Genomic DNA, 11974 nt, shown 5'->3' with positions numbered 1-11974 from the left:
CGATGCACGTCGTGGCGTGTGTCGGAAAAAAACGCCCGCCGCCGGGAAATCCGGTGGGCGGGCGGTTTTGCTATCGGGATCGGGATCGGGATCGGGATCGGGATCGGGATCGAGGGCGACGGGCCTCAGAACAGGTTGTTTTCGCGCTTCTCGTGCAACGGGTCCGGGCTGATCTGCGTAGTTTTGACGATGCCGTTCGGGTCGAAGTAGAAGTTCATCATCGAGTACCAGACGTCGTCCTGCTTGAAGCGATATGTCCAGACTTCGCGCTTCATGAGCGGGAAGTACGACGTTTCGACCGGCTCGCCGAAGTGATGCAGCACGTCGGTCTTCGTCCACTTGTCGATCTCGACCTTGTTGAATTCGGGCGTGGACAGCACCTGCGCCATTCCCAGCAAGCGGCCCTGCGCGTCGAAATCGGCGGCGATCGTTTCTTCGCCGAAGGGTTTGGTCGGGTAGAGCCAGCGCGTCACACCCGGGGCGAGCGGGTAGACCTCCCGGGGTCTGCCCAACTGCGCCTGCACGTCGGCCTGCGACGCGTTCGGCGGCAGTTGTTGCCAGGGCGGTGTGTAGCAGGCCGTGAGCGACAGCGCCATTGCGCCGATCGCGAGCCAGCGCAACGCGGTGGTCCCGCGCAGGGGCACGAACATCGAGCCGATCGCCGATATGAGCGACGACGTGAATGACGGCGTGAGTGGTGACGGGAGCCGCGGCGAAGGCGAGCGGGCCTCGGCGGAAGCTCGATGGGAGAGTGCGTCCGAGCGGGGGGCTGTGCAACGCACGGCGTCGGCGCGCGCCTGGTACGGATGAGTCATGGTTGGTCTCGGGTGACGGACTTCAATGGCGTTGGCGACGACATCGGCAGCGTCGACGGGCCCAAAGCGCCATCGGTGAACGGCCGCTCGGCGGCATGCCGATAGGATAACGCTGCGTGCGTCATCGTGGGGCGCCTCGGCTTGCCCCGTGGGGTGCGGGACGTTATGATTCGCGCCGAGACAGTCACTGGGGCCCCGATGAAATTTCAAGTCTTGCTGGCGCACTGGTGCGCACTCGGTTTGTTGGCCGCGGCCGGTCTGGCGCACGCGGCGCCGCCGATCCGATTCGCGCTGATCGAAGGGATGAGTGGGCCATTCGGCAATGCGGGTGCCATGGTCGAGCGCAATCTGCGCTTCGCCATCGATCGCGTCAACGCCCGCGGCGGCGTGAAACTGCGCGACGGCGCTCATCCGCTGGAGCTCACCGTCTTCGATAGCAAGGGCGCTGTCGAGGACAGTCTGATCCAGCTCAAGGCGGCGGGCGACGTGGGCATCCCGTTCGTGCTGCAGGGCAACAGTTCGGCGGTGGCGTCGGCGCTGATCGACGCGATCAACAAGCGCAACGCCCGCGAACCGGGGCAGCGCATGCTGTTCTTCAACTACTCCGCGGTCGACACGGCGCTCACGAACGAGCAATGCAGCTTCTGGCATTTCGCGTTCGATGCCAACGCGGCCATGCGTATGCAGGCGCTGACCGAGGCCATCAAGGAAGACGGCGGCATCCAGAAGGTCTATCTGCTCAACCAGGACTACAGCTTCGGGCGTCAGGTCGCGGGTCTCGCTCGCCAGATGATCGGTGCGAAGCGCCCGGACGTGCAGATCGTGGGCGAACAGTTCAGCCCGGTCGGACGCGTGAAGGACTTCACCCCTTATCTCGCGCGCATTCGGGCGTCCGGCGCCGATACGGTGGTCACGGGCAGTTGGGGCAACGATCTCACGCTGCTGGTGAAGGCCGCGCGCGAGCAGGGCATGGAGCTGAAGTTCTACACGTTCTACGGCAACGCACTCGGTGCGCCGGCTGCGCTGGGCGATGCTGGCGTGGGGCGCGTCTACGCGGTCGCGGAGTGGCATCCGAACGTGGGCGGCGAAGCTTCCGACGCCTTCTACAAGGCGTTCCGGGCCCGCTATCCCGAGGCGCGCGACGACTACCCGTTGTTGCGCATGAGCGTGATGATCGACATGATCGCGGCAGCCCTCGAGCAAGCCGGCACGACCGACGTGACGACGGTGGCCCGCGCGCTGGAGAATCGACGCATTCGCGAGGCGCCGACCGACGCCTGGGTGCGCGCGAACGACCATCAGATGATCGAGCCGCTGTACGTCTCGGTGATGCGCCGCGCGGGCGAGCCGGGCGTGAAGTTCGATAATGAGGGCTCCGGCTATGGCTTCAAGACGGTCATGGAGTTGCCGGCCAGCAAGGTGGCGCTGCCGAGTACCTGCCGCATGGCGCGTCAGCGCTGAGCGTCCGGGATCGGGACTGGCGCCGGACCTGGGGCTTCGGGCCGGAATGGCCTCGGACGGACCGGAGGGCAAGGCGTGCCGTCGAATTGGTCGGAATTTTCGGGATAATCGGTGGCGTTTGGCGCGATTGTCCCAGTGAAGATCGTCGTTTCCGGTCGAAAAAACGGCGACCAGCCCGGCGGGCTGGGGCGAAGTGCGGAAAATTGTGGCGTCGCGATGCCGATTCCCGTATAATCGCGCACTTGCAGTTTTGTTTGTGTGCGGCGATGCCGCGCATGTTTTTGTAAGTTCACGGCACGGCCATTCTTCCGTGACCGCCTGTCTCCAAGGAAAGCAAATGTCGAACGCAGATATCAAGAAGTCGGACGTCGTGGCGCAATTCGCCCGCACCGCCAATGACACCGGCTCCCCCGAAGTGCAAGTTGCGCTGCTCACCACGCGCATCAACGAACTGACCCCGCACTTCAAGGCCCACATGAAGGATCACCACAGCCGCCGCGGTCTGCTGCGCATGGTGAGCCGCCGCCGCAAGCTGCTTGATTACCTCAAGGGCAAGGATGCGGATCGCTACCGCGCCCTGATCGAGAAGCTGGGCCTGCGTAAGTAAGCGATTACGATTACGACGAGATGCCTGTATCAGCGTGCTGATGCAGGCATTTTGTTTTTGGGCGTTACCCCGGTGGATGTTCCGAAGAGGACGGCCGTTGGGGACTGGACCCGAACTCACAGAGCCGGGTCTCGGCCAAATCTAGGAAACCTCGGAAATCTCGGTTTACGGGGCCTCGTCGGCAAGCAGGGCTTGTGTCATTCCAGGGTCGCATCAGACATGCACGGCAGTCGGCCGAGCAACGCTGGAATGGCATAACACTCCCCCCTGTAAGGCGTCGGGACCACCCCGGCAGCGATATCGCGCCGCTGCTGCATTCGCGCGATTCGATATAGGAGTGCAAATGTTCAATAAAGTCGTGAAGTCTTTCCAATGGGGACAAAACACGGTTCGCATGGAGACCGGTGAGATCGCCCGTCAGGCGTCCGGTGCCGTGCTCGTCGACATGGACGACACCGTTGTGCTCGCCACGGTCGTTGGTGCCAAGAACGCCAAGCCGGGCCAGGATTTCTTCCCGCTGACGGTCGACTACCTGGAAAAGACCTATGCCGCAGGCAAGATTCCGGGTGGCTTCTTCAAGCGTGAAGGCCGTCCGTCGGAAAACGAAACGCTGACGTCGCGCCTGATCGACCGTCCGATCCGACCGCTGTTCCCGGAAGGCTTCTACAACGAAGTGCAGGTCGTGGTGCAGGTCGTCTCGCTCAACCCGGACGTGCCGGCCGATATTCCGGCCCTGATCGGCGCCTCGGCTGCACTGGCCGTCTCGGGTCTGCCGTTCAACGGCCCGGTCGGCGCCGCGCGCGTGGCCTACATCGACGGCCAGTACGTGCTGAATCCGTCGCGTGAGCAGATCGCCAAGTCTAAGCTGGACCTGGTCGTCGCCGGTACGGAACAAGCCGTGCTGATGGTGGAATCGGAAGCACAGGAGCTGCCGGAAGACGTGATGCTGGGTGCCGTGGTGTTCGGCCACGAGCAGATGCAGACGGCGATCAACGCCATTCACGACCTCGTGCGCGAAGGCGGCAAGCCGGAGTGGAACTGGGCCGCGGCCGCCAAGAACGAAGCGCTGATCGCCCGGGTGACCGAGCTGGCCGAAGGCCCGCTGCGCGCCGCTTATCAGACGCGCGAAAAGCAAGCTCGTACGCAACAACTGCGTGCGGTGAGCACCGACGTTCTTGCCAAGCTGAGCGAAGGGGGTGCAGCGCCGGACGAGATCGAAGTCGGCAACATCCTGTTCGATCTCGAGTCGAGGATCGTGCGCAGCCAGATCCTGGCCGGCGAGCCGCGTATCGACGGCCGCGACACGCGCACGGTGCGTCCGATCACCATCCGCACCGGTGTGCTGCCGCGTGCCCACGGCTCGGCGCTGTTCACGCGCGGCGAAACGCAGGCGCTGGTGGTTGCCACCCTCGGCACGAAGAGCGACGAGCAGATCATCGACGCGCTGCAAGGCGAGTACCGTGATCGCTTCATGCTGCACTACAACTTCCCGCCGTTCTCGACCGGCGAAACGGGCCGTGTGGGCTCGCCCAAGCGTCGCGAAATCGGTCACGGCCGTCTGGCCAAGCGTGCGCTCGTCGCATGCCTGCCGGGTGCCGACGACTTCGGCTACACCGTGCGTGTGGTGTCGGAAATCACCGAGTCGAACGGGTCGTCGTCGATGGCATCGGTGTGCGGCGGCAGCCTCGCCATGATGGACGCCGGCGTGCCGCTGACCTCGCCGGTCGCCGGTATCGCGATGGGCCTGATCCTCGAAGGCAACAAGTTCGCCGTGCTGACCGACATTCTCGGCGACGAAGACCACCTGGGCGACATGGATTTCAAGGTGGCCGGTACCGCCAACGGCGTGACCGCGCTGCAGATGGACATCAAGATCCAGGGCATCACGAAGGAAATCATGCAGGTCGCGCTGGCGCAGGCCAAGGAAGGCCGTCTGCATATCCTCGGCAAGATGACGGAAGCCCAATCGGGCGTGCGTACGGAACTGTCGGAATTCGCGCCGCGCATGGTCACCATCAAGATCAATCCGGAAAAGATCCGCGACGTGATCGGCAAGGGCGGTTCGGTCATCCGCGCACTGACGGAAGAGACGGGCACGAGCATCGATATCTCGGATGACGGCGTGGTCACGATCGCCAGCCCGAGCGCCGAAGGTATCGCCGAAGCGAAGCGTCGCATCGAGCTGATCACCGTCGAGGTGGAAGTGGGTCAGGTCTACGACGGCACCGTGCTCAAGCTGCTGGAGTTCGGCGCGATCGTCTCGGTGCTGCCGGGCAAGGACGGTCTGCTGCACATTTCCGAAATCGCCAACGAGCGCATCAAGGACATCAACGAGTACCTCAAGGAAGGTCAAGCGGTGCGCGTGAAGGTGATCCAGCAGGACGACAAGGGCCGTCTGCGCCTGTCGCACAAGGCACTCACCGACGACGAGAAGCAGGGTGGTCCGGTGCTGGTCAAGCGCGAAGGCGAGGCTCAGTAAGCGGAGATATCCGCCTTGTGGCGAGGTGGCGTGTCAGCACGCCGCCGCGCCAAAGAGAACGGCGACTCACATGGGTCGCCGTTTTTTCATCTGTCGCACGGATCGGCAAAATAATGCGGAAAAAATGCGAGCAGGGTATTTACAGAAAATAGGTTTGTCATTAGAATCTCATTTCTCTGTTCGGGGGTATAGCTCAGCTGGGAGAGCGCTTGCATGGCATGCAAGAGGTCAGCGGTTCGATCCCGCTTACCTCCACCACGGATTCCGAGGTTTTGTTTTCGGGTGCGTCGATGAAGCAAGATTCTTGCAAAAACGACGCAAAAAACTTGAAAATAAAGCTTCACAAGCGAAGAAATGTTGTTTAGAATAGCGTTCTTCGCAAAATGCAGTAACGCGAAACAGACAAAGTTGTAGCAGTGACGATTTTGTCCCCTTCGTCTAGAGGCCTAGGACATCACCCTTTCACGGTGAGTACAGGGGTTCGAATCCCCTAGGGGACGCCAGAATTGGTGCCGGTAGCGAGTCGGTGTCAGTTTGAAAATGCCAGCAGTCGTGGCACAAAGCCCGCTGAAAGTCAGGCGGGTTTTTTTGTCGGTTTTGGAGCGGTAGTTCAGTTGGTTAGAATACCGGCCTGTCACGCCGGGGGTCGCGGGTTCGAGCCCCGTCCGCTCCGCCAAAACCTACGATGTTCGGTGATTTGCGCGTGAAAACGCGGCAATGCCGAACGAATAGCAGGAAAGCAAAGTGAGTGAAATCACGATGCTGCAGCAAGTTTGGAGCGGTAGTTCAGTTGGTTAGAATACCGGCCTGTCACGCCGGGGGTCGCGGGTTCGAGCCCCGTCCGCTCCGCCAGACGAAGAAAGCCCAGGCTGATGCCTGGGCTTTTTTTATGCTGTCGGCGCACCGTTTCTCCGCCTTTGGGCAAGGCATTCGGTGCGTTTTGCTACCCGTTTTCCCGTCTGCCGGACCGCCTTCACAGCGTGTGCGGATTTTTTGCGCAATTTTTGAAAAATCCGCAATTTGTACGCATAACCCCATCGTAGTCATCCGCGAAAGACTTTCGCGTCGCCGTGACGGTATCTTCCCCGGTGGTCATCAGTGTCATCGCACCAGGCACGGACGCTTCGGATCGAATGTCCAGCCGGGCACGAGATACTGCATGGCGACGCTGTCGTCGCGTGCACCGAGCCCGTGCTCGAGATAGAGGGCATGCGCGGCTTTGACGGCCTCCATGTCGAGCGTGACACCCAACCCCGGAGTGCTGGGCACCTGAACGTTTCCGTTCACGATCTGTAGCGGGTTGCGCGTAAGATATTGACCGTCCTGCCAGATCCAGTGCGTGTCGATGGCGGTGATGCGTCCAGGCGCGGCAGCGGCGACGTGAGTAAACATCGCGAGCGACACGTCGAAGTGATTGTTCGAGTGCGAGCCCCACGTGAGGCCCCAGTCGTGACACATCTGCGCCACGCGCACCGAGCCCTGCATTGTCCAGAAATGCGGGTCGGCCAGCGGAATGTCCACCGACTGCAACTGGATCGCATGCCCCATCTGGCGCCAGTCGGTCGCGATCATGTTGGTGGCTGTCGGCAGGCCCGTCGCGCGACGGAATTCCGCCATGACCTCACGCCCCGAGTAGCCGTTTTCCGCACCGCAGGGATCTTCGGCATAGGCGAGCACGTCGTGCTGGTCGCGGCACAGGCGCACCGCTTCGGCAAGCGACCATGCCCCGTTCGGATCGAGCGTCACTCGCGCATGCGGGAACCGCTTGGCGAGCGCCGTAACGGCTTCGATCTCCGCGTCTCCCTCCAGTACGCCGCCTTTGAGCTTGAAGTCCTGAAAGCCGTAGCGTGCGTGTGCTGCCTCCGCCAGTCGCACGACTGCGTCGGGCGTCATGGCGACTTCCGTGCGAACGCGCTCCCAGTTGTCTCGCGCAGCCCGATTGTCCGCGTAAGGGAGGTCCGTGGCGTGCCGGTCGCCAATGAAGAACAGGTAGCCGAGCATTGCCACTTCGCTGCGTTGCTGACCCTCGCCGAGCAACGCGGCGACGGGCACTTCGAGGTGCTGCCCCAGAAGGTCGAGCAGCGCGGCCTCAAGTGCGGTGACGGCATGAATTGTCGTACGCAAATCGAACGTCTGCAGGCCGCGGCCACCGGAATCGCGATCGGCGAATGCGCGACGCGTCTGGCCCAGGATGGCCTGAATGTTGGCGACGGACTGGCCGACGACGTAGGGGCGGGCGTCATCGAGTGTCTTGCGGATGGCTTCGCCGCCGGGGACCTCGCCAACACCGGTGTGCCCGGCGCTGTCCTGAAGAATGACCAGATTGCGCGTGAAGAAGGGGCCGTGCGCGCCGCTCAGATTCAACAGCATGCTGTCGCGGCCGGCGACGGGGACAACGCGCAAGTCGGTAACGATGGGGGTTTGGGGCATGGCAGGGGACGGAGATTGGATCAAGGAAATCGGACGGTTGCGATGCGATTTGTTGTATGTCATCTGACAACATTCTAGGGAAAGATCATTGAAATGCCTTTCCGGGTATACCCGTTCTGGCTCATTCTCCCATGCTTATGGGGTTTTGAGAGCATGTTGTGATAACGAATACCTGTCGCGCTATCCACGTCATAATGTTATCGTATGACTTGTTCGCTTCCATTGCCCCTGACGGCAGGAGGCCGATGTCGTCGACCTCACCGCGTGGAAATTTGTCATCTCAGACGCTTCGGGCAGGCTGATCACGTAGATCGACGCGTTGCGTGAGCCAACTGATGAATGTCGCGAGATGCGCGCACCGAAACCATTTTGACGTGCAACATGTATGACGCCTTCTTCTCGGACGTCGATGGCGCATTGAGCGGCGAGCGGGCGCCTGCGGCCAGTCGCTAGCCGTCAGCCCCCCCGTCTGTCCTCAGCCCTTCATGCGCACCACCCAGCGCAGATACAGCAGCAGACCCAAGGCGGCAACGGCCAGACTTGCGCTGTTCGCGAACCAGAAGCCGGCCGCGCCATGCAGCCATGCCGGCGAAACGCCGCCGACGTCGAAGCCCAGTACATAGCCTCCGCCGAGGCCGACGCCCCAGAGCGATATCGCGTAGATAACCGTCGGCACGACAGCCACCTTCCATGCGCGGAGGACGAAAACGGCCGTCACTTGCAGGGCATCGAACACGTGATACAGGGCGACGACGGCGAGCAGGGGGGTGGTGACCGCCGCCACGAGGGGATCGGAGGTGTAGGCGGCCAGAATCAGCGGGCGTCCGATCCACATGAGCGCGGCCAGCAGAATGCCCAGCGTGCCCGCGAATTCGACACCGCGCCGTCCGACGAGTCGTGCCAGCGCAAAGTCGCGTGAGCCGATCGCTTGTGCCGTGAGCGTTGAGGTGGCAATGCCGATCGACATCGGCAGCATATACATGAGCGCTCCGAGGTTCGCGGCGATCTGATGCCCGGCGAGCGTGACATCTCCCAGTCGGGCGATGAAAATCGCCATGAACGAGAATGCCGTCACCTCGATCAGATAACTCAATCCCATCGGTACACCGAGTTTGAGCAGCGCGCGGATCGCCTGCCAGTTCGGCCAGCAGAATCGGGAGAAGATGCCGAACTCACGTAACTTCGCGTGACGTGCCATGAGCGTCAGCCCCAGCGCGCAGGACACCCAGTTGATGGCGGTCGTCGCAATCGCGCAGCCTGTGCTGCCCAGCGCAGGGATTCCCATTCGCTCGATGCCGTAGATCAGCGCGAGATTGAGCGGGATTTTCAGAATCAGACCCGTCACCTGGATGGCCATGACGATGCGAGGTTGCCCAATCGCCGTCGAGAGCGACGAATAAAGGCGAAAGAGCAGCGCCGCGGGCAGGCCGTATGCCAGCGTCTGAAGATAGGCGCTCGCGCGGGCTTCGAGTTCGGGCGTGGCTTCCGATAGCCGTAGGATGACCTGCGGATGCGACAGGATCAGCACCCCCGGCACGGCGAGGAACAGGACCAGCCAGAACGCCTGCCGCACCTCTTCGCCGATGGCTTGCCAGTTACCCGCGCCGAACAGTTGCGCGACGATCGGGGAGAGTGCCACCAGAATGCCCATCAAGCCGACGTACACCGTAATGTAGATCGAGCCACCGAGCGCGAGCGATGCCAGATCGAAAGCCGATGCGCGACCGACCATCGCGGTGTCCATCACCCCGAAGGCGATGACTGCCAACTGGCCGATCAGAACCGGCCAGGCGAGCCCGGCAATGCGTTTGATGTCATGCCACATGGCGTGGGACGATCAGCGCGGACGCGCCGCGCGCCGCCACGGACGCTCTTGCAGCACATAGAGTCGGAAGCGCTCGTCGCGGTCGGCCGCGCGACGACCTTCCCAGAGCTGACGCCATTCGTACGGCGCGAGCGAGAGCGGTTCGCTGTAGTCCTGCGAGTCCTGGCGCAGGAGCACGTCGCAGTCGTCGTCGGACGAGCCGAAGCGCATCTTGCCGAAGTAGGCAAACGAAGCGAGCTGGGCGTCGCCGACGCGCGCGGTGCGGATGCAGGTGTAGTCGGCCGGCAGATGCGCGGCGATCTGCGCGGCCACGTCGCGATACGTTCTGCCGTAGTTCACGACCGGCAGCCAGAGCGTCATGAGCAGCACCCACATGAGCGTGGTGCCGCCGGACGACAGCACGACGCTGCGCCACAGCACCTTCGGGCTGCGCGAGACGCGCCATGCCACGAGCGCCACCCATGCGCCGGTCACGAGCAATGCGCTGAACAGTGTGAGCCAGCTGAATTCCGGATTGAAACCGGGCACCAGGCGGCGCAGGTTGCGCGCGGTCGATGCTGGAAAGCCGGTGATGCCGGCCAGCCACACGATCCAGACGAACCCCGCGAGTACGGTAAACGACAGCACCGCGAACCAGTCGATAGCGTTGACCGCGCCGCGCTTGAGCGTCGGCAGCCCGAAGGCGGCGACGATCGACAGCGCGGGCAGGGCGAGCATGAAGAGCTGGTTGCCTTGATGCGCCTGCAGCACGATCAACAGCAGGATGACCAGCGTGAACGCGAGGGCGATGGCGATGTGCGGGGCGCGTCGCATGCCACGCCAGGAATAGAGCGACCAGGCGGCGAGCGGCCAGGCCGGCCAGGCGAACAGGGCCAGGTTCTTGGCGACGTAGCTGAGCGAATTGAGTGTCGGCCCGCTGAAGGCGTCGAAGCCGATGTCCGCCCATTCGCCGAGCCAGGCGCGCGCACCGCCCGCGAGCTCGAGCGCGGTCAGCGGCCATGTGCAGGCGATGAGCAGCGCCACGGGCGTGGACACCAGCAGCAGCATGCGCAGGGGTAGGGCTCGGCAGATCGTGGCGACGCCGATGCCCGCGATCCACAGGGAGAGCGTCATCAGCGGCGACGAGGCGAGGGCCATGCCGCCGAGCGCGATGCCGAACCACACGGCGCCCTGACGCGGCTTGTCGAGGCTGCGCACGAGGCCGTAGATGGCCATCGAGATGAGGGTGAGCTGGCCGACGGCCGACGTCGTTTCATGACCGCGTTCGGCCAGACCGAAGCACGCGAGCAGGATCAGCAGGGCGCCATCGGCGAGCGTGCGGCCGTAGTCGCGTGGCTCGGGTTCGCCGCCGAAGGCGTACTTGAACGGTTGCACCTCGGGACGGCGGCCGAGCAGATATGTGCCGTACCAGATGAAGGTGCAGGTGATGTAGAAGCACAGGCCGGTGACGATGCGGGCAGCGTCGGGCGCATCGAGCCACGAAAAGGCGCGAATGGCGAGCGCACCGAGCCACGAGACGAGCGGGCCGTTGTCGTAGATGGGTTTGCCGGCAATGTTCGGGAGCAGCCAGTCCGAGAGCTGGCCGTGCGCCATCGTCCACATGATGCCGAAGCCGGCGGCGTCTTCGTTCTTCCACGGATCGCGACCGAACAACCCCGCCAGCACATAGATGACACAAATGGCGATCAGCAGCGAACGCGGAAGCGCGCTGGTGGCGGAGGCGGTAATGCGAACTCGTTTCATAGGCCGGACGACAGGACCGGCGCGGTGGCCGGATCGCGGAAAATCAGGGGATGAACCGGAACCGGTTCGGGATCGAGCTTGGGGAAAACCAGAAAAACCGACAGTATGACAGTAACCAGTCTCGCGGCGCAGGCCAGAACCAAGAAAAAAGGGCAGCCTGAGCTGCCCCTTTCCAATGCTGTCCCAACGCTGGGGTGTCGCCCCTGATGCGCTGACCCGTCAAAGCTGTCGGGCCCCGCATCGCGTTGTACGGCGCGTCGCCTGTAAAACTCAGGCGATCTTGCCGCCGGCGCGGTTGCCGAACTTCTGACGGAACTTGTCCACGCGACCTGCCGTGTCCATGATGCGCTGCTCGCCCGTGTAGAAGTTGTGCGAAGCCGACGACGTTTCGATTTTCACGAGCGGGTAGGTCTTGCCATCCTTCTCGGCCGTTTCCTTGGTGTGGATCGTCGAGCGGGTGATGAATTCGAAGTCGACGCCGGGCGTCATGTCGCGGAACAGGACTTCGCGGTATTCCGGGTGGATGCCTTGTTTCATGTTGTACCTTGGGTTAAGTCGGTAGCCAGTCTGCGCGGGAGAGCGTCGTCCAGGATAATTGCCTGGAAAACCGCTCC

Annotated in this window: 8 protein-coding genes and 4 tRNA genes; 7 read left to right on the top strand and 5 right to left on the bottom strand. The window is 63.0% G+C overall.

Translation table 11 applies throughout. From position 1 onward, the window contains the following. Positions 1-125: 125 nt before the first annotated feature. Positions 126-650, bottom strand: a complete 525-nt coding sequence (locus RO07_RS15325; RefSeq protein WP_052267602.1) for a hypothetical protein — start codon at positions 648-650, stop codon at positions 126-128. Positions 651-1013: 363 nt separating this feature from the next. Between RO07_RS15325 and RO07_RS15315 the strand changes: the two genes are divergently transcribed. From RO07_RS15315 to RO07_RS15285, 7 genes are all read left to right on the top strand, one after another. Continuing rightward, on the top strand, positions 1014-2276 hold the full coding sequence (locus tag RO07_RS15315) for a branched-chain amino acid ABC transporter substrate-binding protein (protein ID WP_039411967.1): 1263 nt from the start codon (positions 1014-1016) through the stop codon (positions 2274-2276). 337 nt (positions 2277-2613) lie between these two features. Further along, entirely contained in the window at positions 2614-2883 is a 270-nt protein-coding gene (gene rpsO / locus RO07_RS15310; RefSeq protein ID WP_023595479.1) for a 30S ribosomal protein S15, read from the top strand. A 337-nt stretch (positions 2884-3220) separates the two neighbouring features. Beyond that, positions 3221-5362, top strand: coding sequence for a polyribonucleotide nucleotidyltransferase (pnp, locus tag RO07_RS15305; protein WP_039411962.1), 2142 nt, complete (start codon positions 3221-3223; stop codon positions 5360-5362). Positions 5363-5544: 182 nt separating this feature from the next. Further along, a tRNA-Ala gene (locus RO07_RS15300) sits at positions 5545-5620 on the top strand. Positions 5621-5789: 169 nt separating this feature from the next. Next, positions 5790-5865: transfer RNA gene (locus tag RO07_RS15295), tRNA-Glu, on the top strand. A 96-nt stretch (positions 5866-5961) separates the two neighbouring features. Then, a tRNA-Asp gene (locus RO07_RS15290) sits at positions 5962-6038 on the top strand. Positions 6039-6137: 99 nt separating this feature from the next. Then, positions 6138-6214 (top strand) — tRNA-Asp (locus tag RO07_RS15285). A 249-nt stretch (positions 6215-6463) separates the two neighbouring features. Here the strand turns inward: RO07_RS15285 and gudD are convergent. The 4 genes from gudD to RO07_RS15265 all read right to left on the bottom strand — a co-directional run bounded on the left by gudD (position 6464) and on the right by RO07_RS15265 (position 11897). Continuing rightward, on the bottom strand, positions 6464-7792 hold the full coding sequence (gudD, locus tag RO07_RS15280) for a glucarate dehydratase (RefSeq protein ID WP_039415665.1): 1329 nt from the start codon (positions 7790-7792) through the stop codon (positions 6464-6466). A gap of 475 nt (positions 7793-8267) precedes the next feature. Continuing rightward, positions 8268-9617, bottom strand: coding sequence for an MATE family efflux transporter (locus RO07_RS15275; protein WP_039411960.1), 1350 nt, complete (start codon positions 9615-9617; stop codon positions 8268-8270). A 12-nt stretch (positions 9618-9629) separates the two neighbouring features. Next, on the bottom strand, positions 9630-11360 hold the full coding sequence (locus RO07_RS15270) for an ArnT family glycosyltransferase (protein ID WP_039411956.1): 1731 nt from the start codon (positions 11358-11360) through the stop codon (positions 9630-9632). Between the two features lie 270 nt (positions 11361-11630). After that, positions 11631-11897, bottom strand: a complete 267-nt coding sequence (locus RO07_RS15265) for a type B 50S ribosomal protein L31 (RefSeq protein WP_039411953.1) — start codon at positions 11895-11897, stop codon at positions 11631-11633. Between the last annotated feature and the right edge of the window lie 77 nt (positions 11898-11974).

The organism is Pandoraea pulmonicola (assembly GCF_000815105.2).
Classification (GTDB): Bacteria; Pseudomonadota; Gammaproteobacteria; order Burkholderiales; family Burkholderiaceae; genus Pandoraea; species Pandoraea pulmonicola.
The sequence above is the reverse complement of the archived record's forward strand: the minus strand, read 5'-3'. Positions and strand labels throughout refer to the sequence as shown.

Coding starts and splice junctions, on each gene's coding strand:
- RO07_RS15325 (WP_052267602.1), bottom strand. CDS start 650: ATGTTCGTGCCCCTGCGCGGGACCACCGCGTTGCGCTGGCTCGCGATC.
- RO07_RS15315 (WP_039411967.1), top strand. CDS start 1,014: ATGAAATTTCAAGTCTTGCTGGCGCACTGGTGCGCACTCGGTTTGTTG.
- rpsO (WP_023595479.1), top strand. CDS start 2,614: ATGTCGAACGCAGATATCAAGAAGTCGGACGTCGTGGCGCAATTCGCC.
- gudD (WP_039415665.1), bottom strand. CDS start 7,792: ATGCCCCAAACCCCCATCGTTACCGACTTGCGCGTTGTCCCCGTCGCC.
- RO07_RS15275 (WP_039411960.1), bottom strand. CDS start 9,617: ATGTGGCATGACATCAAACGCATTGCCGGGCTCGCCTGGCCGGTTCTG.
- RO07_RS15270 (WP_039411956.1), bottom strand. CDS start 11,360: ATGAAACGAGTTCGCATTACCGCCTCCGCCACCAGCGCGCTTCCGCGT.
- RO07_RS15265 (WP_039411953.1), bottom strand. CDS start 11,897: ATGAAACAAGGCATCCACCCGGAATACCGCGAAGTCCTGTTCCGCGAC.